The sequence below is a fragment of the Allocatenococcus thiocycli genome, assembly GCF_921292965.1.
In the GTDB taxonomy this organism is placed as follows: Bacteria; Pseudomonadota; Gammaproteobacteria; order Enterobacterales; family Vibrionaceae; genus Vibrio; species Vibrio natriegens.
The window spans coordinates 1-21,467 of the sequence record NZ_CAKLCK010000048.1 but is presented as its reverse complement, the minus strand read 5'-3'; the positions used below and the strand labels follow the sequence as shown (position 1 = coordinate 21,467).

Genomic DNA, 21,467 nt, shown 5'->3' with positions numbered 1-21,467 from the left:
TTGGCTAGAGGTAAAAGTACATTACCATCCACAACGTATAGCCCGGATAGTCGCCGCAAGAAGCCAGTTCATCGAGAAAAGTACGAGCAAATCGCCCTGATTGAGTGGGCTGATGAGACGATTATTAATGGTGTTTTGGTTGGTGATTACCTTTGTCATATGCCTAATGAGGGCAAAAGGGGGCCTCAATCGGCGGGGGACTTTGTAAAAATGGGGGGACGGAGGGGTTATCCTGACCTGTTGCTTGAGATTGCCGCCGGTGGTTACCATGGCCTAAGAATTGAACTTAAAGCCCCAATCCCTCACGATGCCGCAGTAACCAAGGATCAGGTTAAATGGCTTGAGAGACTTAGGACTCAGGGTTATAGGGCGGAAGTGTGTCGCGGATTAGAGGAGGCTAAAGAGCTTATCAGCGAGTATCTGGGCGCCTTGTCCATGTAGGATAGCCCTGACAAAATAAGCGAGTTAATCATAGGAAAGCATTATAAAAAGCTTATTTTTTTGACCGCTTTTTGTTCAACAAGTATTAATAACGAGTAATAAGTGTCATAAAAGTGTGATTTTTAGGCAGTAATTGGCATTCACATCACAGTAATGTGATCCATGTATCAATATTATCCCTTCGAAGTGTTTTCGCTGAACATTTTAATGCCCAAATAATGGAGGCCAGCCGGTGCAACGGTTGGCCTTTTTTTTGCCTGTAAGGAAGCGTGTCATGGGGAATAAAGTCGAAATGTTAACGTTATTGAATGCTGCCCGAACTATGAAATGGGAACAGAAACCATCATCTGGCGGTCCTTCGAGAGAACAAATCTTAGGTGCCATCGGTAGCGCTCAACGTGCAAATCCTCTTGGTATTGCTCTTATCTACGCTAAACATCTGCATGATGCTCATGCTTTATCACTTTTAACACATCACATGGTCGAATCCGTAGAGTTTGCAGCTCCGATAGCTCGCTCTGGCGTTAATCTGGAATTCATAGAAGTTGAGTATCTGGCTCATTTGGTGCTCGCTGATATCACTTCACGCTTAGTTGAGAGTCAGCGTCGTCGTGTTGAGTCTGCGTGGAAGCGATACTCAATGCGTGGTGAGCGCTCCAAGAAGACCATTCAATCACTCTCCAAGTCGTTACGTTCGCTCGAGCGTGCCAGAGAAACCAAAACTGCTCAGGCAGGGATTTCAGAGATTACAAAGCAAATTAATAGTTTGGAAAGCCGAATAGAAGCTGAGCGCCAAAGCATTGCTGAATATGCCAGGAATAAAGCCGAGGAGACGTTGAATTGCCCAAAGTGCAAAGCAACTGGAACCATTCAAAAAACTCAAACACCTTGTGATATTTGTGGTGGTGTTGGCTCGTTCAGGTTGAAGGATGACGAGTTAAAGCGTTCATTCGTCTCTGAGTTCCGTTTACGGCGTGAGAACTGGCCGAGAATTTCAGGCATTGCCTCGGACTGGAAGGATTTATTATTCTCTTACGAGAAAGAGGCGCAAAGCTTACTGGATAAGCGCTTGTCGGCAGAATACAACTAGAGCTAAGCCTGGCTTGCTTTGTGTGAATCTTGATTGAGTAACGTAACTGCGGTAATCTTTCCAAACAATCAGAAGATCCATTCAGACTCCTTTCACACGAGTTTTGGCAACCTTGATAACGTTGCTTCTGATTGCCTGGCTTAGCATTGGACACGTTGAGTTAGAACAAAGACATACGAATTACCTCATATATACCAAAGGCCGCTCACTGAGCGGTCTTTTTTTATGCGTAGAGAAAACATCATGGCCAGACGCGATTGGACTAAATTACAAGCCGAATACGAAGCTGCATTCAACAAGACAGGAATAACAATCAAAAGTTGGTGCGACGAAAAAGGCATTAACTACAACTCTGCGCGTCGCTATCTCAAAGTGATCACTAAAAGTGATCAGTCAGCGAAAAAAGAGCCAAAACTGCGCACTTTATCGAATGACACATCTAATAAACCATCTGCGAAACCGGTCGAAAGTGATCAGTTTGATGGTGGTGAAGATGAGAAGAACGTAGGTAAATCAAAGGCTGCGAGCAATTCTGCGCAAAGTGATCACTTAAACTGCGCACAAAAAGGTGATCAAACTGATCACTTTGAGAAAATGCTACCACCTTCGCAACGAAATCACCTTGGCCACTTCCTGCCAGGCAACACCATTGCCAACAAACACAGCGCTTATGCTCAGCGCCTTGGCGACCTGGATGCAATCTTTGATGCTAAGCGCACGGCGATTGATGATGAGATCGAAATGTGTCGCGCTCGAGTCATGCTAGCAATGGATAAGTATCGAGAAATTGAGGCTGAGCTCCAGGGTGAGAACCTGAGTGTTACTGAAAAGATTAAGCTTTGGGAGTTGTACCAGGCGACTGATGCCGCGATAGACAGAAACGTTGCTCGAGTTGAGTCGCTATTGAGAACCAAGGCGAACGTGAGAAAGTCTGAGCTCGAGTCAGAGCGCATTGCTTCAGAGCAAGCCGGTTTGGGTACCGCCATTGCTGATATTGTTGCCGAGGTCCAGGCTATGGACTCTAACGGTTTTGTGGTTCAGCAATGAATGTTGATGATTCTTATCAAAAGGTCGCTATATGCGGCCTTTTTTAATGCGCTCAATAAATGACAACTGAAATATCGATACATAACGACATTGCCTCTCTCAGTCCAGAGGACCGCGCATATCTGTTAAGCAAGCTTAGCGACAAGTGGTGGCGACTCAATCACCTTTACAAGATTGAAAACGAGGACGGTGAGCTCGTAACGTTTAAGTTGCGTGAAGCTCAGGCGCTTTTGTTCCAGCTGATGGGACACAAGAACATCATACTAAAGGCTCGCCAGCTTGGATTCTCAACCGCTATCGACATTTACCTACTTGATGAGGCGCTATGGAACAAGAACCTCAAGTGCGGCATCGTGGCGCAAGACAAAATGGCAGCTGGCGAAATATTCCGAACTAAGATTGAGATCCCATACGACAACCTTCCAGGCTGGTTAAAGGCTGCATTGCCTACAGCTGAGCGTAAAGGTGGTGCCAATGGTGGCCGAATGGTGTTTAAGAACGGCTCATCTATCCAAGTTGCAGCTAGTTTCCGCTCAGGAACGGTCCAGCGATTGCACGTATCAGAGCACGGAAAGATTTGTGCTAAGTACAGCAAGAAGGCAAAGGAGCTCAAGACCGGTACGCTTAATGCCATTCACAAGAACGCTATTTGTTTCATTGAATCGACCGCCGAGGGCGTTGGCGGCGACTTCTATACGATGTGTTTGCGCTCGATGGAGCAAGCAAAGAGCGGTGTAGAGCTATCGAGTGAGGATTATAAGTTTCACTTCTTCGCCTGGTGGCAAGATCCCAAATATCGAATGCCAGTGCCTAAGTCCGGCCTGGTGATGCCGGTTGCAATGCAGGAATACTTCGTCAGCGTTGAAAGGGCTATGAACTGTAAGCTCGATGATGAGCAAAAGCAGTGGTACCTCGAGAAAGAATCGACGCAGGGTGAGGAAATGAAACAAGAGTTTCCATCGACACCAATGGAAGCGTTTCTTACTTCTGGCCGCAAGGTATTTAACCCAACTCACGTTATTAGCGCTGAATCTGATGTGTTGTCGCCGTTCCTGGTCTACGAGCTAGAGCCAATCACCGGCAACCTCACTCGTATCAAGTCCATAGAATCTGACGACCCGCTAAGGTTGCAGCGCAATGCAATGAACCTGCTATTGCAATGGGAACTGTTTGATGAGGACGAGGAATACGCAATCGGCGTCGATATCGCGGAAGGTTTGGAACATGGCGACCGAAGCAGTATCGATATCGTTAAGAAAAGTGACGGTGAACAGGTTGCTCACTGGTTTGGTCACATCGATGTAGAGCTCCTGGCTCACATTGCCGCGCATCTTGGCCAAATGTACGGCGAGGCATACATCATGCCAGAGCGAAACAACCACGGCCACGCCTTCATTCAAAAGATTAAAGACCTGTATCCAAACCAGCGTATCTATTCAGAGCAGTATCTAGACCGAGATAACGACAACGAAACGGTTAAGTTAGGTTGGTATACCAGCAAGCAGTCAAAGCCAATTCTAACCGAAGGTATGAAAACACTATTCAAAGGTGGCGTGTCCGGTATCCGCTGGATAGGCACTATCTCAGAGTTTCACAGTTACGTGTACGACAAGAAAGGCAGCATGAACGCACAAGACGGTTGTTTCGACGACCAGGTGATGAGTTATCTCTTAGCGCAGGAAGCGCGAGCGAGAATGCCTATTCGAGTTATATCCGAAGATCTTAAACGCGATCCATCAACTAACCACTGGCAGACTAAATAATGATGTTACATTCCAAATCCAACGAGTTCATGACTCGAATAATGTCCGATATTGATGGGCAACCCGACTGGCGCACCGCTGCTAAGACCGCTATGGCCTATTACGATGGTGACCAATTAGATCCTGGCGTAAAGAAAAAGCTCCAGGAACGTGGCCAACCGGCAACGATACATAACCTGATTGCGCCGACTATCGACGGCGTTTTGGGTATGGAGGCAAAGACACGTACTGACCTGTTAGTGTCAGCTGACGACCCAGATGAACAAATGGAGCTGCTAGCAGAAGCGGTCAACTCTGAATTTGCCGATGCCGCTCGCCTTTCAAGGCTAGATAAGGCACGGTCAGAAGCGTACTCGTCGCAAATTAAAGCTGGTGTTGGTTTTGTGGAGTGCTATCGAAACCCAAATCCCTTCGGTCCAAAGTACAAGGTTAAGGTTGTTCCTCGTGATGAGGTGTTTTGGGACTGGTTTAGTGTTGAGGCTGATTGGTCCGATTGTCGTTGGGTGATGCGTTACCGATGGATTGATATCGATGAGCTTAAAACGTTAGTGCCAGAAAAGGCGAGCATTCTCGATAACGCACGTAATGATTGGCGTGGCTTCGTTGATGTGGACAACATTGAAGGCATCGACCCTGCGCTGGTCACGGCTCATGATGCGTTTAACAACTGGTCAAGGGACCATTCCGAGTACCTATCACATAACCGTGAGCGTATTCGCTTGCAAATCGTCTATGTTCGACATATCGAGCGTAAGCCGGTGCTTGATACGCTTGACGGTCGCGTGATTGAGTTCGATAAGAACGACCTGGCACACGCAATGGCTCTTGCAATGGGCCGCGCTGAAGTTCGACTGGCTCAAGTCAGCACCATCAAAGAAGAATGGTACGCTGGCATGTACCACTTAGGAACGCGAGATTGCGAAGCGCCTAACGGTATGTTTCCTATTGTTCCTTTTTGGGGCTTCCGTAAAGACTCTAGCGGCGAGCCATACGGACTAATCGCGCGCTCTATTCCAGCCCAGGACGAAGTGAACTTCCGTCGAATCAAGCTTACCTGGTTACTACAAGCTAAGCGTGTATTGATGGACAAAGACGCAACGGATATGAGTCAGGAGCAGGTGTTAGAGGAAGTCGAGCGACCAGACGGCCTGATTAAACTAAATCCAAACCGTAAAAACCAGAAGTCAATCAGCGAAGTGTTCCAGGTTCAACAGGATTTCCAAATAGCCGCACAGCAATTTAACGTCATGCAGGACTCGATGAAGTTGATTCAAGATACTATGGGTGTTTATGGCGCTTTTCTTGGTCAAGACTCGAACGCGAGTAGCGGCGTGGCGATTGCAAATCTAGTTGAGCAGGGTGCAACGACCCTTGCTGAAATCAATGATAACTACAACTTTGGCTCTCAGCTGCTTGGTGAGCTCTTGCTTTGTTACATCCTTTCTGACTTAAAGGCGCGTAAGAACAACGCGATTGTGATTAACCGTGATGATAAGCGAAAGCGTAAAACGGTCGTGCTTAATGAGGTTGGCCCTGATGGTCTTGTGTCGAACGATATCACCAGGCTTCGAGCTCATATTGCCCTTGCTCCAATCCAGCAAACCGCAGCGTACAAGTCACAGCTCGCTGAGCGCATGATGATGATCACCTCTCAATTGCCGCCAGAGGTGCAAATGGCAGTGATTGACCTGGTATTAGAGTTGTCTGATGTTCCGAACAAGGAAGAGTTCATGGAGCGTGTTCGTGGCGCTCTCAACGTGCCAAAAGATGTTGAGGACATGACAGAAGAAGAACAGGCAGCAATGCAAGCGGAGCAGCAACAGCAACAGCAGTTGCAACAACAACAGCTCGAGCTATCGATGCGTGAAATGGCCGCTAAGGTGATGAAACTTGAGAGCGAAGCTAAGAACATCGCGGCCAAAGCTGAGCGTGAAGTAACGCTAACAGATAGCCAGCGCTATGATGACGCTAAAACCGTTGCTGAGACTAAGCGAATTACGCAAGAGATTGAGCAGTTAAGCCAGGAAATGAGCGTAGTACAGAGCCAAATGTTACAAAGTGTTGAGAGCATGATTGACCAAATGTAATTTGCACTCTGAAAAAAACTGGGGTATATTTTTTCCATAGTGACCAAGCTGCCTTTTTAGGTGGCTTTTTTTGTATCTAGCCCTGCCGATTTTCGTCGGTGGGGCTTTTTATTTCCTACCTCAAACGAGCAGCAGCTATGCCAGAAAAAGACCCAAATACCTACAGCCTCATTACGTATCTTGCGTTTACTGGCGCGGCCTTATGGGGTGGTTTAGTGACTCACATTCAACACATACGCCAGCACAATAAGCCATTTCTTTGGCGAGAAGCACTAATGCAAGTCATTGTCAGTGGTTTTGCCGGCATGTTGGCCAGTTTGCTTTGCTGGTACCTTGAGGCACCGATACCACTTGCTGGCTTTATGGCTGGCACCGCTGGATTTATGGGGACAAGAGCCCTGTCTTTATTTGAGCGCAAGTTCGCCAAGTTCGCTGAATAACCTAATGCCTATCCACTAAACGCCCATTAAGGGCGTTTTTTTATGCCTGGAATATATGACAAACACCATCACAAAAAGGGTAATCAAAGCATGTTTGATTTAGCGTTTGAGCGCGTTGTTCTACATGAAGGTGGTTTTCAGAATGACCCACATGACCGCGGAAACTGGACCACTGGTCGTATTGGCCACGGTGAGCTGAAAGGAACGAATTACGGCATATCAGCCATGACTTATCCGCACCTGGATATTGAGAATCTGACGATTGACCAGGTGAAAGCTATTTACTTTGAGGACTGGTGGCAAGCGCTCGGCATGGAAAAGTTCCGGCCAGCGATGCAATACCAGTTATTTGATGCTGCGGTCCAGCACGGATGGTATCGAGCCGTTAAGACTTTACAGCAAGCGGTTGGTGCAAAAGAGGATGGAATCATTGGTCCTAATACGCTTGGCTTGGTACGCAACACTGAGCTTAACGATCTCATTATGCAGTTCATTAGCGCTCGAATCGATTACTACACCAACCTCGACACTTTCATGATGTATGGCAAGGGATGGATGCGCCGAATTGCGGCGGTCCTTCGAATTGCTGCTTTAGATAACGACCAGGAGTAAACCATGATAACCGAAGTTATTTCAGCATTAATCGATTACTTGCTTACGTTGGGCCTTGAGCCATACGCCATGATTTTCTTGTCACTGAGTGTATTTCTTTCTCATATCGTTCAGTACCTACCCCTAAGCATTACAGAAAAGATCCCCAACGTGGTGATGACACTCATCAATATCTTAGCTGCTAAGCATGGCGCGTTATTGTCAGCTCGCACAGATATCAAAGGAAATCGCATTGGATGATTTCCTTAAAGCAATCGCGCTCATTATTCGAGGTTGGATTAAAGAGCGCAACGCAGCTAAAGCCGCTAAGAATGCTCGTGATATTGCTGGCAACCTGGCTAACGGTGGCAGGGTGCGCGAGTCAGAGTTCACCACCTCCGATTTGGCCTCCGGGTCTAAACGTGATGGTGATGAGTGATGGTGGTGTTTGCTTTGACAAGGAATCAGCCAGTCGGCTCAGTGACTTTAAGACTCAGTTAGAAGCATGGTGAGAAAGTATCAATATCTCACTGTAATAAGGTAGCAAAGTAGCAAGGTAAGACAGAAGGAAAGGAAGAAGGTAATCAAGTATGACGGTATCAAAGAAATACCCAACCGTGGAAAAGTCACTGATTGACTCCCTGGTTGAGTCTCTAGTTTTTGAATTCGAGCGAGTAGGCGAGACAAACACAACGGTTTGTTATGCCTTTTTGCCGAACGGCTTTCGTGTTGGCCACGGTGATAGTGCGTGTGTAGACCTGCGCAATTACGATTTTGACGAAGGTTTCTATTGGGCGAAAGAGAATGCAATTGCTGATGCAAAGCAAACCCTATGGCAAGTGGAAGGTTACTTACTGAAAGTAACTGGTCACACTAGTGACACAATCCTTAATGTGATGACTTCGCAACGAGACATTGCGCCTGGTGCTTCTGATGTTGGCCCTTCCTGGCGTGAGTATAAAGGTCGCCAAATCAACCGCACCGCTTACGAGATTAAGGACAGCGATAAGATAGTGAGCAAGTCTGCAACTTACACTGGCGGTCCTTCTAAGAGCTCAATTGAGATCGACGGTGAGGCGTTTGATTTCGTTCACTACGAGCCGGCTAAGCCTGGTGATTTCATTTGCTACCTGGATGCAACCGACATTTATCACGTTCGCCGTAGCGTGATGCAGCAGCGCAACTTTTTATAACTATAACTGACGAGCCATATCTCCAGTTTTGCCCCGCCTAGTGTGGGGCTTTTTTGTATCTGGGCCTGAGCGCTTTCTCGAGAGTGTTCAGGCGCAGAGACAGCGATACGTCTAACCCAAGGAGACAAAATGACAATTGAACACAACGACGATATTGAATTAAGCGGTAATGAAAGCTTGGAAGATCTTGAGGCTCTACTCGATGGAATGGAAGTAGAGGGCGTTGAGACTGGTTCGGTTGACGAACCAAACCATGACAACCCTCAAGGGAATACATCTGACGTTTCGGAAGGCGAAACAGACGCAGCCTCGCCAACTGCGGAAACTGACGGTATCCAAGAAGGTGTTCTGGCTAAAGATGGAAAAAACATCATTCCTTACGATGTTTTGGAACAAGCTCGCCAAGAATCGGCCCAGCTCCGTGAGGAGCTGGAAGCGCTACGACCAAAAGCAGACCAAGCCGGCAAGCTTGAGAAGCTGATTGAAAAGCGCAACGAGCAGTTAGCTGACCTTGGCGTTGAACCCGCAGATTTACCGGAAGATTTGGTACTCGACGATGCGAAGCTGGAAGAACTGAGAGAAGACTATCCAGAGATGTACGCCTATATCGCAGGGCTCAATAACAAAATTGAGGCCGCGTTAGGTCAACAATCGGCAGTTCAATCTCAAGCTGAACAGAAAGCAGAACCAACCGAACCGACTACGCCTACCAATAACGCTCCCGACCCTGAGCTTGAAAGAGCAATTCAAGGCAACGAAGACATTAGCGGATGGTTAAAGGAACGTGGCGACCGCTGGAAGATGGCCCAGCATATTGATGAAGTTTTGTCTTCTGACCCTGAGTGGTCAAACCGCAATTATGCCGAACGATTGGAGGAGGTGAGTAAGCGTGTCCGACTAGCCTATGGCGAGCAGCCGCGACCAAGCGCACAAGAAGCGCTCGACGCAGCCGCGAAAAAAGCTGAAGCAGCGAAAGGAAGCCTACCAGCCTCTCCAAGTGAACTTGGCAACACTAATCGCGTCGGCGATTCGGATTTAATGAATCGAATAGAAAACGCCACCAATGAGGAACTGTCCTCGCTCTTGGATGGGCTCTCTGATGCTCAGATAGAGCAGGTTCTTTACAACGCTGGATTCTAGACGATTTCTTACAAACAAAGCCCTGGCAGAAATGCCGGGGCTTTTTTATTGGAGTTAGAGTATGACTACTATTACCAAGGGCGTTAAGATTCAGGAAGCCGCCCTGTTTAAAGCCACACTTCGTGGTAAATCTTTCTGTAACCTGTTTACGGAAGATGCCCCGCAAAATGTTCAAAGCGGGAAAAAAGGCGTAGAGCAAACCAGCCCACACGCGCCAATCGTTCGTGTATCAGACTTGTCAAAGACAGCTGGTGATGAAGTCGATATGCAAGTGGTTCACGGTCTATCTAAGCGTCCAACGATGGGTGATCGCCGTATCGCTGGCCGTGGTGAAGGTCTAGAGTTCGCTGACTTCTCGCTGAAAATCAACCAAGGCCGTCACCAAGTTGATAGCGGCGGTAAGATGAGCCAACAACGCACGAACCACCAATTACGCAAACTGGCTCGCACACTGATGCCGGATTACGTAAATATCCTTCAGGACCAGGTAGCGACCGTTCACCTTGCCGGTGCGCGTGGCGATTACTACTCTGACGACATTATTGTTCCTCTAAGTTCGGATGACGAATTTGGTGAGATCATGGTCAACGACGTTACTCCACCGACTTACGATCGTCATTTCTTTGGTGGCGACGCGACAAGCTTCGAAGGTCTAGACGCGGCGGATATCTTCTCGATTGAAACGCTAGACAACATCAACCTATACCTGGAAGAAATGGCGCATCCATTGCAACCAGTTCGCTTTGCTAAAGATGATCTAGCCGGCGATGAACCTTTCTACGTGCTGAACGTTACCCCTCGTCAATGGCACGACTTCTACAGCTCCGCAAGTGGCAAAGATTGGCAAGCGTTGACCGCTCAAGCGATGACGCGCTCACGCAACTTCAATCACCCGGTATTCCGTGGCGACTGTGCAATGCGTGGCAACATCCTGGTGCGTAAGTACAAAGGTATGCCTATTCGCTTCAATACTGGCTCGACTGTTGACGTTTGTAACAACGATAACGCAGCAACCGTGGCACAAAAAACCGCTGGCACAACCATCGACCGCGCAATGCTGCTTGGTGGCCAGGCACTAGCGTATGCGTGGGGTAAAACGCAAGGCGGTCAAGAGTTCCGTTATCACGAAGAAAAAACCGATGCCGGCAACCGTGACGAGGTAACTGTTTACTGGATGAACGGCTCTAAGAAGATCCGCTTTAAAGACAAAGTTGGCCGTATCAACGACCACGGCATCATGGCGCTAGATACCGCAGTATCACAATAAGGAGTTAATTCATGATTCGTCATAGTGAAACTTTCCATAACCGTGTGTATGTCGGCGCACACGGCAACCTCTCTTTAGAGTTTGCAAAGCTAACCGCTAAAGCGGCGCCAGCTGGTGATGTATTCCAGGTTCTTGAATTGCCAATCGGTTTAAAAATCACTGGCGTTCGCCTGTTTACTGACGGTCTTGGTGCTGGTGTTACGGCAGACGTTAAAGCTGGCGAAGTCAGCTTGATTTCAGCTGAAGATGTAGCGGCAGCAACCGCTCTAGTCACACCAATTAAGCCGGTGTTCGTCGATGAGAAGTCACCACTAACAGTCACCATCGGCGGCGCAGCTGCGACCGGCGAGCTGGATGTGATGATTGAGTACGTGAACGTAGGCTACTAAGCCAAACCGCAAACCAAAAGAGGCCGATAGGCCTCTTTTTTTTGGAGTAAAGCATGAGCGATAAAATTTCCATTGTTTACATCGGACCTAAGCCACGCAAGAAAGACACGATTACTGGATCGCGCCTGGTGTTTCCTCAAAATAAGCCGGTAGCGGTTGAGTCAGACCTTGCTTATCAGCTATTGGACTTTCCAACGGTTTGGATTCAAGAATCTGAGCTTGAAAGTCATCTGAAGATTTCAGCCGAACACGAAGCTGAACAAAAGCGCATCCAGGAAGCAGCAGAGCTAGCGGCTCAGGAAGCAGCTGAACAAGCATCAATGGTCGTCACGCTGAACGGTGATGAGCTTGATCTTGCCAAGCTTAACTCAGCCAAGCTGAAGACGCTGATTAAAGCAAGCGACCTGGACGTTGCAGACAAGAGCGCGCAAGAGTCGGTTGAAGATTTCCGTCTCCGTGTTCGCAACCACATTCGCAACCTCGAAACTAACGAGGGTGAATAATGAATACCGTCCTTGTCGAGAAGTTTATTCCTAAGTTGCGTCAGCTGGTCAACGTCTCGTTACCCCCACTGCTTAACGATGCGTTGGTCCAAGCGGCGCAAGAGTTTTGTCGAGAGTCAAAGTTGGTTCGCTACACCAGAAACCTTCCTAGCGTCAGTCAAAATGATGTGATCGCCGTGATTAGCAGCTCAGAGTTGAACGGGATCGGCAAGGGCGCTTTTCGAGCGTGTGAAGTGTTCAGCGTGATCCAGAACGCATCAAAGCATGATGCTCTACCTATGGCGCTTGGTACGGAGTACAGCAAGTTAAGCCGCGATATGCTCACCTTTGACATTGATGCAACTGATGTTGATGTGTTATGCGCGCTTGAGCCGGCACCAGGCAGCACACACTTACCTGAAATCCTTTTTGATGAGTACGTTCAAGGCATCTGCTATGGCGCTGCTCACCTTCTACTGATTCAGCCAGACTCGGACTGGTTTAATCCCCAGCTGGCGCATGAGTACCGGCAGTGGTTCCAGGAGTCCATTCGTAAGGCTTATCGATTTTCTGTCGAATCAGGCAATACATCCAACTTTGTTAATCCAACGCGCACCAGGGAGTTCTTCTGATGTCTACCACCGTTAAAACGTTAATTGACCGCATTTCTCGTGATTTGATTGACCTCCGCAATGTGCGCTGGTCCCGAACTGAATTGACTGACTTCCTGAATGATGCGATTGCAAGTATCGTCATTCGTCGTCCTGATTTAAGCCGAGCGACCGCGACCGTTCCAACCTCGTCGAATACGGTAGCTTTGCCTGGTGACGCGTATCAAATCTTGGCTGTTAACCACGTAGATAACGTGGCGGCTCAGTATGTTGATATCAATAAACTCAATCAGCTTTATCCAGATTGGCGCACCACGGCAGGAGCGCCGGTTTGCTGGACTCGAAACGAAATGGATGAAACCACGCTATTTCTTTATCCATCACCGACGGCAGAGGTGAATGTCGAGCTTGTTTATTCACGCAATCTACGTGTTGCGGCAGAGTCAGACGCATTCCCGCTGCCTGAAATTTATGAGGGTGTCGTCGCTGACTTTGTGATGTATCGCGCTTACAACAAAGACAGCCAGAACCCGAACGAAGGCAATAAAGCTCAACTTCACTTGCAAGCGTTTGCTACTGCCCTGGGCGATAAGACAGCATCAGACAATGCCAAGTCTCAGATGATTAAGCAGAGTGAGGTAGCCCGTTAATGAGCCAAGAATTAGTTGATTCGGTTAATAAGTTAACCGGCGAAACCACGAAGTTACTGCTTGAGTATACCGATTCTAACACCACGCTGAAAAACAGTGCTGCTAGTGCGAAGGAAGATGCAAGCAAAGCAGCCATGAGTGAAAGCGCAGCGGCCTCATCAAACACTGAAGCGAAAAACGCAGAACTAGCCGCCAAAGCAGAAGCAGACCGCGCAGAGCTTGCCGCAACTCAAGCTGAGCAAGTTACTGGTCTAGAAACCGTTGAACAAGCCGTTTCCCAAGCCTTGGCAGATGGGGGTTACACTTGGCGTACTGAAGCTGATATGATCGCCATGCGCGAGCAAAATAACGCCATGTTTGCAGCGAGTGGTTTTGTTCATTTTGGTAAAGGTTATTATAGCCAGCTGCATCACAACATTAACGATGGCTTATTCACATATCCGGTCTCTGGCTCTCAAAAATTTGCTGCCGTACTTAATATGGGTCGATTGCCCAGCGCAACTTCCTTTTCTGGTAGTGAAAAAAGCAAAAGCAATGTAGCTTCTGTGAATATCGCGGGCTTTACAACTGACTTACAGTCTCGGAATGATTCCGATAATCAGTATGGCGGAGCCTTTCAGATAAAACTACCGCCCGCCGAAGCGGGTACGCGAGTTTACGACTCAGCCACAGGCGTAAGCATTGATTACGCTAAAGAAGTCGATCCGAAGTACGGAGATGTTGCACCAGGCCATAACGAAGCAGTAGCGCGTGCGTTTGAGGGTGTTGTTAAAAACGGTGACTTCAGATTTGGCGATAATGGTTCATGGGTGTCTTCTCTAGCTTTAGGAACAATCGATGAGACAGGGTTCCACTATATATCAGAAGGGGAAGATTTAGGTGCGGTGACTGCTTCAAATATTATAGGGCTATCATTAGAAGCAAATGTAGAATACATCTTAACACTAGATGTTATTGAAAATGAAAATAATGCAGGGGTTTATATTAAAGGTAGTGCTGGCACGATAGATGGCGGTCTTCATTATAAATACTCTCTGCCTTTAGGTATTCAGAAACTTAGTATTGTATTTTCTGAGGTCAGTAGCGATTCAGGCATATCGTTAAGATTAGGTGATAGTTCACCTGCTTCATTAGGTAAGTCGTGCCACATTAAGGCTTTATCTTTATGTAAAGCCACAACTAAAGTCGTCACTAACCGAGTAGACATGTTTGGTTTTGAGGGTTTCTTAGAGCAAGTCACACCGACCAATCCGTTTGTGTACAAGCATGGTTTAATTCAGTCTCAAGCAACTGACATTGACGGCATTGCTACAGCCTCATCTAATCGTCCTGATTCTTACTATGCAGTATATGACGGCGACACAACGAGTCGCGGTAAGGGTGTGAACTTCTTAGCATTATCTACCATTGAACAAGACCAAATCGCAAACAACCCGAAAAACCATATTTATCGAATGGCAAATGGCGACATTGTGCAATGGCGTATTCGTCAGAGAACGATTGCTGGTGCGGGGAATGGTGATTGGGATAACATTGACCCTAATCGTACGGACTATATGGGTGATTCACGGAGATTTGCTAATTTTGGGGCAAATAAAGACTTAAGTAGTTTTTTAATGGCTCAGGGAAAATTTAACTTACCTAACGGGAACGATGTAACTGCCTCTAAGAGAGTCTCTTTAGCTAATAACTGGGTAGGTTGTGGTTATGGAGGTAGACAAGACGGAGGCTTAACAGATGGTAGTATTTACAAGTTAGTAGTTAACCCCACTGACGGTATAGCCTACAACGGCGAATGTTACTTCCTAGTCTGTGGTACAGTGTCTCGCCTTAACCAAGGTGCATATCATCCGACGTATAACCCATTAGGTACGCGAAAAGTCTATACAGGTCAAACTGGAGTTAACTGGTATCAAGGTCAGTACGACAGCGCAGATACCAAATTAATGTTTAAAGATGGGACTGATACTGAATATGCTGGCGTAATTAATGGTCGTGATTTAGGTAGTGGTTACATCGGTGCAGTTCGCGGCTCTGGTCGTCAAGATCAATATGAATACTACGATGCTATCTATGCTGGTCAAGTTCACGATATGCGTATGTCTGCATGGGGTGTACCTGACTACAGCAAGGCGTTAACTGATGCTGTTCGTAAAGATGTCGCAGGTGTTACTCGCGGCAAAGGAAGCGTGCCATTTACTCGTATTAATGCAGCCGAACAAGTTGCAGTAAGTGGCAGTACGTCGGAATTTGATAACTGTTATGACGATGCGACACAATTCCCAAAAGTCGGGGACACTTGCGCCCTAGAAGATGAAAACGGGGTCTTTCACGTTCGTACAATCCGTTCCCTTTCGGGTAGTGGTACGATTGGTTTTGAGCCCTCAATTACCACCGGACGCAAAGCCGACTCTAAGATTTTGTTTTCATCATGGGAGCAGGCGGCAGAATTTGACTCAATTCCTTGGGTTGATGTCGTTGGTCATCCCAATGCAATTGCTGAAAAATTCCCACACGGTGTTCTTGGTCAATGGATACCATTCGATTACGCAGATGGGACTAAGTATAACCAGCTAGAGTTAAACAGAAAGATGTCGTCTTCAGTCCTATTGTCTGTTTATCACGATGGTGAATCTTGGCTTGAACGCACACTCACACTTGATGAAGTGACGAACAAACCAACGTGGGGCGGCCTGATTGGAAACGTTGAGCTTTGGCATTATGAAACACTGGCAGACTTTACCGAGCTAGACACTAACAGCGCGGTAGTGGGTGAGCTTGGTGATGTTATATATACAGGTCGAGACAGATTGATAAACGGCAACCGTCTGCATTTCTCTCTAATCGGTACAGTTGGTAAATGGGATCAATCAGCTGGAAACCGTCACGTTTCTATTGAGAGTTACGAATTGTGGGAAAACAACACAATTGCAACTTCAGTGCCTCTGATTCATGCGCCGATTAACTACGAAGACCCACAAAATGAATCAGACTCAGTTAAAGCATTGCCTCATCTAGTCGAGAAAAACGGTCAATTGTTTGTGCAATACCACGCCACGCAGCTAGTGAATAATGGCACTGACTGGGGCGATGATTCGAAAATCACGATTGTCGATAACGAATCAACCAAGACCGACGACAACGGCAACGTTGTGAAGGTGGTTACTCATACGGGCATTGATCCGATTGGTTGGGTTAAAAACGAAATCTAATAATGGAGCAGGGACGAGAAATCGTCCCTGAACATGATGTTTGAATTAATTTCAGATGTACCAGCCGCGATTGCTGAGTTCTACAAAGAAGAAATTCGCAACGAACCTACTGGAAACATGATCGATGAGGAGTACACCTACATTGACGAAAATGAGGTGGAACAAACCGGTACTCGCTCGGTTCCTGAGTACGCAGATGTGACTTATGTCGTTCAGGTTGAGCTTGGTGAGACAAAGGGGTGGGGTGATGTTGAGCGCGTGATTAGTCTTAACAGGCCTCAAACTGTCATTGAGAAATTTGTTTCGTTGGCCGTTACGGGTGACAAAGTTCAGTTTCGTGATGCTTATCTTGAATGGATGGACGGGTGCGCGAAAGTAGATGAGTACAATGCTTCTCTGGTCGCAGATGAAGAAGGTAACATGCCTGAATCACGAGTGTATTCAGATGAGCCGACTTATATCGCAACCGACACCGGTGTTTATTTAACGCAAGTCGCCAAAGGTGAGCGTGATACAGGCCGATATGCGCCAATTACGGTGGATGGGTTGACTTATGACGCAACCCAAGAAGCTTACGATAATTTGCAGGGAATGGTTAATTCGTGGGAAATCATGATTGCCGATCAGGCGTTGATTGATGCCGGCCTGGTGGTCGATGGTCAGATGTATTGGACGCTAGCGGATAATTCTAACGTGCCGGTGACTAAAGAAATGCTAGCAGCGGTAGTCAATGCTATTCGTCTTCGTGCGGGATTGCTTCATGCTCAATACCAATTTGAAAAATCGGCATTGGAGGTTAATTCATGATTATGCGTTTTTTAATCGCACTCGATGTGTTTGTGTGCCATATCCTGACTGGCCAGGGTGATCTTACGATTAGTGGGTGGGCCTACATTCAGCAACGTCAAGGCAAGTGGTCGCCCATCAAGTTTATCGACTGGCTGTTTAAGTTGATTCGAGGCCAGGAGACGCATTGCAAAGATGCTTTCGAATGGGAAATGCGGCAATCGCGTGAAATGCTGAAAAATTACGAAAAATATTTGAATTAACAAGAAGCGCCCCTCACTCGAGGGGCGTTTCTTTTTGTAGGGTGGCACAGATATGCTTTTAAACATATCAACGATGAAAGGTGAGGTTCCTCGATTGGAGCCTCATCTATTACCAGACGAAGCGGCAACAATAGCCAAAGATTGTGAATTTGAGCGCGGGATAGTCGCTCCCATAAAGGATGACGGTCAAGTGCTGGTGGAGCTGCCGGTAGCGCCAGTCTCTATGTTTCTTTATGAGCACAATTACTGGTTCACGTTTCAGCAAGCGGTGAGTGTAATCAAAAGCCCAATGGCTCAAGACCCTTGGCAGCGTGTTTACTGGACCGGACAACAAAAGCCTAAGCTCACATCAAGCGACATTGCGACGAGTGAGGGCGCTATGCCAGCTGCCTGGTATGATCTTGGTGTGCCGTCGCCAGAAGTGCCGCCAGTGGTTACTACCGTCGATGAGAGTACCGGGGAGGAGCCGCCAGAGGGCGAACTGCCAGAGTACGACGATGAGGACCGCGTTTACATTCAGACTTATGTCACTCGCTTTGGCGAAGAAGGCGCGCCAGGTGACGCCAGCGCTTCAGTATTGGTGGCCAAGCCTGGCTCAACATTAACGATCAACTTGGCTCAGCCTGGCGCTAACACGCATAACATTACGCACACAAGGCTTTACCGAAGTGTCACAAGTGATGGAGTGGGTGACTTCTTATTGGTCGCGGAATTGCCAATATCACAAAGCCAGTACATTGATGCAGCTCGAGACGTAAGCGGCGCTACCCTCGATACGTGGGATTACACGGTGCCACCGTCAAACATGCAAGGCTTGTGCAACATGGCTAACGGGATCTGCGCCGGCTTTGCCGGTAATGAAGTTATGTTTAGCGAATCGTACCTACCTTACGCCTGGCCAGAAGATTATCGAAGTACCACGGATAGCGAAATCGTTGCTATTGCTCCGATAGAGACTTCGCTGGTTGTCGTGACCAAAGGTAAGCCGTATCTGTTTTCAGGCGTGGTGCCTTCGACGTTGACCGGTTCCCAAATCAACCTGGAGCAATCGTGCGTGAGCGCTGAATCGTTGGTTGTGGTTAATGGCATGGCCATGTATGCCAGTCCAGACGGTTTGGTTTCTGTGGGTAGCGGTAGTGCGACGGTATTGACCGCGCCATTAATGACCAAGGAACAATGGCAGTCATATAACCCAAACACGATTAAAGCCTGGTCCAATGAAGGTAAGTATATCGCTCAGTATGACGGCGGCACATTCGTTTATGATCCAGTCAGTCAGTCATTTATTCATTTAAGTGGTACTTGGGATGCGGCATACAATGACCTGTATTCTGACGCGCTGTACCTGGCGAAAGGGACGGCGGTTTATCGTTGGAAGGGCGGCTCAACAGAGAAAAGTATGACCTGGCAAAGTAAAACGTTTTTAACGCCACTTGATGTATTGCTTACATGTTCTCGAATCCAATGCCCAAATCCTGAAAAGCTCGCGGTTGAGTATTACGCTGACGGCGAATTGGTGTATTCGATTGCTCAAGGCGAATTAACTACGTCGGCGTTTTGGCTCCCTCCAGTCCGAGCTACCAAATGGATCGTGAAGGTAACAGGTGATACTAAGGTTGAGCGTATTTTGCTAGCGACCTCGATGCAGGAGCTTGGTTAATATGGCAAAAAACAAAACTCCTTTTCGCGCTGGTCGAACGCTAGATGCACTATATGAAAACGTAGAGATACTAACTGGTCAGCGAGGTAGAGATTACAAGGCGGTAACGGCTAAAGAAGTATCAGACCTAAAAGGAACGGTTAGCACAATCATTCGTGGTGGCTCTAGTAACAGCGGTAGTGAAAGCGTTGTTGCACAGCCGCACTCCCCACTTAACGTCCAGGGGTTTGGTGGTTTTAGCTCGGTTCTATTGTCCTGGGATAATCCTACGTTCCAAGGGTTTGCTTATGCAGAAGTTTGGCGCGCAACTACGAATAACCTTTCTTTGGCGGCGTTGGTAGGCACCACACCGGCTACCGTTTTCTCTGATGTAGTAAACCTGGGTACCGGTTGGTATTACTGGGTTCGTTTTGTTAATAAAAATAACGTGCCTGGCCCACACCAGGGCGCCTCCGGTGTGTACGTTGAAACAAACCAAGATATCGGTGATGTGATCGATGAATTGACGGAACAGTTAGCCGATTCGCCTTTATTTCAGAAATTGGAATCTGATATCGCCAGCAATCGCAATGACTTGGAGCTGGCCGATTCAGCACTTCAAGCTGGCATTGATTCAACAGATTCGGCACTCGCTCAAGCCAAGAGTGACCTGGATCTGGCCGATTCAGCACTTCAAGCCGGCATTGATTCAACCAACGCAACGCTGGCTCAAACCAAGACCGACTTGGATCAAGCCGATTCAGCGCTTCAAGCTGGCATTGATTCAACCAACGCAACGCTGGCTCAAACCAAGACCGACTTGGAGCAAGCCGATTCAGCGCTTCAAGCTGGCATTGATTCAACTAACTCAACGTTAGCTCAAACCAAGAGCGACTTGGAGCTGGCCGATTCAGCGCTTCAGGCTGGCATTGACTCAACCAACGCAACGCTGGCTCAAACCAAGACCGACTTGGATCAAGCCGATTCAGCGCTTCAAGCTGGCATTGATTCAACCAACGCAACGCTGGCTCAAACCAAGACCGACTTGGAGCAAGCCGATTCAGCGCTTCAAGCTGGCATTGATTCAACCAACGCAACGCTGGCTCAAACCAAGACCGACTTGGAGCTTGCCGATTCAGCGCTTCAAGCTAGCATTGAATCAACCAACGCAACGCTGGCTCAAACCAAGAGTGACTTGGAACAAGCCGATTCAGCGCTTCAAGCTGGCATTGATTCAACCAACTCAACGCTGGCTCAAACCAAGAGCGACTTGGAGCAAGCCGATTCAGCGCTTCAAGCTGGCATTGATTCAACCAACGCAACGCTGGCTCAAACCAAGACCGACTTGGAGCTTGCCGATTCAGCGCTTCAAGCTAGCATTGAATCAACCAACGCAACGCTGGCTCAAACCAAGACCGACTTGGAGCTTGCCGATTCAGCGCTTCAAGCTAGCATTGAATCAACCAACGCAACGCTGGCTCAAACCAAGAGTGACTTGGAACAAGCCGATTCTGATATAAGCACAGCGCTAAGCAATGCTAAATCACAACTGGAAGGCGAAGTAGCTCGCTTGGAGGCCGCTTACAAGGAGGGCGACCTCACTACTGAAGCCACTATTAAAGATCTTGAGACTGTATTCGCTGACGTTCAGCGTGTACTCGCACAGCAAATTACGCAGCTTAATGCTGCATACTCCACACGAAATGACGCCCAGGCCGCAGACACTACCGCCAGGATAACCGAGACGCAGCGCGTACTTGCTGAAGCGGATACGGCGCTTGCAGAACAGCTGTCAGCGTTAGAGGTGTCTATGACTACGGGTGATTCTACCCTGTCAGGCTTGATCTCAACGTTAGAGCAAACCGTAATTGATAACGAGAAGGCATTAAGTCAGCGAGTCACTGATATCGATGCAGCCTACAAGGCCGCAGATGTAGCGACGAATGCGAGTCTAACCAGCCTGGAACAGACCGTAGCGGATAACGATTCGGCCATGTCGCAACGTGTTGATGATATGGATGCAGCCTATAAAGCGGCTGATGTGGCCACGAATGCCAGCATTACTGCATTGACTCAAACCGTTGCGGATAATGACAGTGCGGTAACAGAGCAATTAGAGCAACTATCATCGAGCGTGGGGGTCGGTGATGCTGAAAATGGAGCGTTAATTGATCTGCTTAACAAGACGGTTGCAGATGCGGTGCGGGTGATCGCCCAACAAATCTCGCAACTCAACGCCTCGTATGCAGCAGTGAGTGACGCTGAAACGGCAGTGAGTGATGCGAAGTTTACCGAGTCCCGCCAGGCGTTGGCCGATGCAGAACAGGCCCTGGTCGAGCAGATCACGCAACTAGAGTCCACCTTTAGCACGGACCT

The 21,467-nt window shown here is 47.9% G+C and carries 21 protein-coding genes; all 21 read left to right on the top strand.

The window, feature by feature from the left end:
* Complete coding sequence (locus L9Q40_RS20285) at positions 1-441, top strand: VRR-NUC domain-containing protein (protein WP_498794407.1); 441 nt, start codon at positions 1-3, stop codon at positions 439-441.
* A 274-nt stretch (positions 442-715) separates the two neighbouring features.
* Positions 716-1,531, top strand: a complete 816-nt coding sequence (locus L9Q40_RS20280) for a TIGR02642 family protein (protein ID WP_498794405.1) — start codon at positions 716-718, stop codon at positions 1,529-1,531.
* A 243-nt stretch (positions 1,532-1,774) separates the two neighbouring features.
* Positions 1,775-2,578, top strand: coding sequence for a hypothetical protein (locus L9Q40_RS20275; protein WP_498794403.1), 804 nt, complete (start codon positions 1,775-1,777; stop codon positions 2,576-2,578).
* A gap of 59 nt (positions 2,579-2,637) precedes the next feature.
* A complete protein-coding gene (locus L9Q40_RS20270) occupies positions 2,638-4,341 on the top strand; it encodes a terminase large subunit (protein WP_498794401.1) in 1,704 nt (567 codons plus the stop codon).
* Positions 4,341-6,428, top strand: a complete 2,088-nt coding sequence (locus L9Q40_RS20265; RefSeq protein WP_498794399.1) for a portal protein — start codon at positions 4,341-4,343, stop codon at positions 6,426-6,428. Before L9Q40_RS20270 ends, L9Q40_RS20265 begins: the two co-directional genes overlap by 1 nt.
* Positions 6,429-6,565: 137 nt before the next feature.
* Positions 6,566-6,868, top strand: a complete 303-nt coding sequence (locus L9Q40_RS20260; RefSeq protein ID WP_498794397.1) for a phage holin family protein — start codon at positions 6,566-6,568, stop codon at positions 6,866-6,868.
* Positions 6,869-6,958: 90 nt separating this feature from the next.
* On the top strand, positions 6,959-7,480 hold the full coding sequence (locus L9Q40_RS20255) for a glycoside hydrolase family 108 protein (RefSeq protein ID WP_498794444.1): 522 nt from the start codon (positions 6,959-6,961) through the stop codon (positions 7,478-7,480).
* 3 nt (positions 7,481-7,483) lie between these two features.
* Complete coding sequence (locus L9Q40_RS20250; protein ID WP_498794395.1) at positions 7,484-7,720, top strand: hypothetical protein; 237 nt, start codon at positions 7,484-7,486, stop codon at positions 7,718-7,720.
* A complete protein-coding gene (locus tag L9Q40_RS20245) occupies positions 7,713-7,898 on the top strand; it encodes a hypothetical protein (protein WP_498794393.1) in 186 nt (61 codons plus the stop codon). The genes L9Q40_RS20250 and L9Q40_RS20245 overlap by 8 nt, the downstream gene beginning before the upstream one ends.
* Positions 7,899-8,049: 151 nt before the next feature.
* Positions 8,050-8,652: a Gp49 family protein gene (locus L9Q40_RS20240; protein WP_498794391.1), complete on the top strand. Its 603-nt coding sequence runs from the start codon at positions 8,050-8,052 to the stop codon at positions 8,650-8,652.
* A gap of 129 nt (positions 8,653-8,781) precedes the next feature.
* Positions 8,782-9,792, top strand: coding sequence for an ATPase (locus L9Q40_RS20235; protein WP_498794389.1), 1,011 nt, complete (start codon positions 8,782-8,784; stop codon positions 9,790-9,792).
* Between the two features lie 61 nt (positions 9,793-9,853).
* Positions 9,854-11,059: a phage capsid family protein gene (locus L9Q40_RS20230; protein WP_498794387.1), complete on the top strand. Its 1,206-nt coding sequence runs from the start codon at positions 9,854-9,856 to the stop codon at positions 11,057-11,059.
* Between the two features lie 11 nt (positions 11,060-11,070).
* On the top strand, positions 11,071-11,448 hold the full coding sequence (locus tag L9Q40_RS20225) for a hypothetical protein (protein ID WP_498794386.1): 378 nt from the start codon (positions 11,071-11,073) through the stop codon (positions 11,446-11,448).
* A gap of 53 nt (positions 11,449-11,501) precedes the next feature.
* Positions 11,502-11,951, top strand: coding sequence for a hypothetical protein (locus tag L9Q40_RS20220; protein ID WP_498794384.1), 450 nt, complete (start codon positions 11,502-11,504; stop codon positions 11,949-11,951).
* On the top strand, positions 11,951-12,562 hold the full coding sequence (locus L9Q40_RS20215) for a hypothetical protein (RefSeq protein ID WP_498794383.1): 612 nt from the start codon (positions 11,951-11,953) through the stop codon (positions 12,560-12,562). The genes L9Q40_RS20220 and L9Q40_RS20215 overlap by 1 nt, the downstream gene beginning before the upstream one ends.
* Positions 12,562-13,191: a phage adaptor protein gene (locus L9Q40_RS20210; RefSeq protein ID WP_498794381.1), complete on the top strand. Its 630-nt coding sequence runs from the start codon at positions 12,562-12,564 to the stop codon at positions 13,189-13,191. The genes L9Q40_RS20215 and L9Q40_RS20210 overlap by 1 nt, the downstream gene beginning before the upstream one ends.
* On the top strand, positions 13,191-16,403 hold the full coding sequence (locus L9Q40_RS20205; protein ID WP_498794379.1) for a hypothetical protein: 3,213 nt from the start codon (positions 13,191-13,193) through the stop codon (positions 16,401-16,403). The genes L9Q40_RS20210 and L9Q40_RS20205 overlap by 1 nt, the downstream gene beginning before the upstream one ends.
* 33 nt (positions 16,404-16,436) lie before the next feature.
* Positions 16,437-17,210: a DUF4376 domain-containing protein gene (locus L9Q40_RS20200; RefSeq protein ID WP_498794377.1), complete on the top strand. Its 774-nt coding sequence runs from the start codon at positions 16,437-16,439 to the stop codon at positions 17,208-17,210.
* Positions 17,207-17,452 (top strand): hypothetical protein, encoded by a 246-nt coding sequence (locus L9Q40_RS20195; RefSeq protein WP_498794375.1) that lies wholly within the window; start codon positions 17,207-17,209, stop codon positions 17,450-17,452. The genes L9Q40_RS20200 and L9Q40_RS20195 overlap by 4 nt, the downstream gene beginning before the upstream one ends.
* Before the next feature lie 52 nt (positions 17,453-17,504).
* Entirely contained in the window at positions 17,505-19,112 is a 1,608-nt protein-coding gene (locus tag L9Q40_RS20190; protein WP_498794373.1) for a hypothetical protein, read from the top strand.
* Position 19,113: 1 nt separating this feature from the next.
* Positions 19,114-21,467: coiled-coil domain-containing protein (locus tag L9Q40_RS20185; RefSeq protein ID WP_498794371.1), on the top strand; the 2,354-nt coding region annotated here is incomplete at its 3' end.

Excerpts from the sequence above, each read along its gene's own strand:
- L9Q40_RS20205 (WP_498794379.1), top strand. The coding sequence starts at position 13,191 with ATGAGCCAAGAATTAGTTGATTCGGTTAATAAGTTAACCGGCGAAACC.
- L9Q40_RS20275 (WP_498794403.1), top strand. The coding sequence starts at position 1,775 with ATGGCCAGACGCGATTGGACTAAATTACAAGCCGAATACGAAGCTGCA.
- L9Q40_RS20260 (WP_498794397.1), top strand. The coding sequence starts at position 6,566 with ATGCCAGAAAAAGACCCAAATACCTACAGCCTCATTACGTATCTTGCG.
- L9Q40_RS20200 (WP_498794377.1), top strand. The coding sequence starts at position 16,437 with ATGATGTTTGAATTAATTTCAGATGTACCAGCCGCGATTGCTGAGTTC.
- L9Q40_RS20220 (WP_498794384.1), top strand. The coding sequence starts at position 11,502 with ATGAGCGATAAAATTTCCATTGTTTACATCGGACCTAAGCCACGCAAG.
- L9Q40_RS20225 (WP_498794386.1), top strand. The coding sequence starts at position 11,071 with ATGATTCGTCATAGTGAAACTTTCCATAACCGTGTGTATGTCGGCGCA.
- L9Q40_RS20190 (WP_498794373.1), top strand. The coding sequence starts at position 17,505 with ATGCTTTTAAACATATCAACGATGAAAGGTGAGGTTCCTCGATTGGAG.
- L9Q40_RS20235 (WP_498794389.1), top strand. The coding sequence starts at position 8,782 with ATGACAATTGAACACAACGACGATATTGAATTAAGCGGTAATGAAAGC.
- L9Q40_RS20255 (WP_498794444.1), top strand. The coding sequence starts at position 6,959 with ATGTTTGATTTAGCGTTTGAGCGCGTTGTTCTACATGAAGGTGGTTTT.
- L9Q40_RS20240 (WP_498794391.1), top strand. The coding sequence starts at position 8,050 with ATGACGGTATCAAAGAAATACCCAACCGTGGAAAAGTCACTGATTGAC.
- L9Q40_RS20280 (WP_498794405.1), top strand. The coding sequence starts at position 716 with ATGGGGAATAAAGTCGAAATGTTAACGTTATTGAATGCTGCCCGAACT.
- L9Q40_RS20265 (WP_498794399.1), top strand. The coding sequence starts at position 4,341 with ATGATGTTACATTCCAAATCCAACGAGTTCATGACTCGAATAATGTCC.
- L9Q40_RS20215 (WP_498794383.1), top strand. The coding sequence starts at position 11,951 with ATGAATACCGTCCTTGTCGAGAAGTTTATTCCTAAGTTGCGTCAGCTG.
- L9Q40_RS20270 (WP_498794401.1), top strand. The coding sequence starts at position 2,638 with ATGACAACTGAAATATCGATACATAACGACATTGCCTCTCTCAGTCCA.
- L9Q40_RS20230 (WP_498794387.1), top strand. The coding sequence starts at position 9,854 with ATGACTACTATTACCAAGGGCGTTAAGATTCAGGAAGCCGCCCTGTTT.
- L9Q40_RS20195 (WP_498794375.1), top strand. The coding sequence starts at position 17,207 with ATGATTATGCGTTTTTTAATCGCACTCGATGTGTTTGTGTGCCATATC.
- L9Q40_RS20250 (WP_498794395.1), top strand. The coding sequence starts at position 7,484 with ATGATAACCGAAGTTATTTCAGCATTAATCGATTACTTGCTTACGTTG.
- L9Q40_RS20210 (WP_498794381.1), top strand. The coding sequence starts at position 12,562 with ATGTCTACCACCGTTAAAACGTTAATTGACCGCATTTCTCGTGATTTG.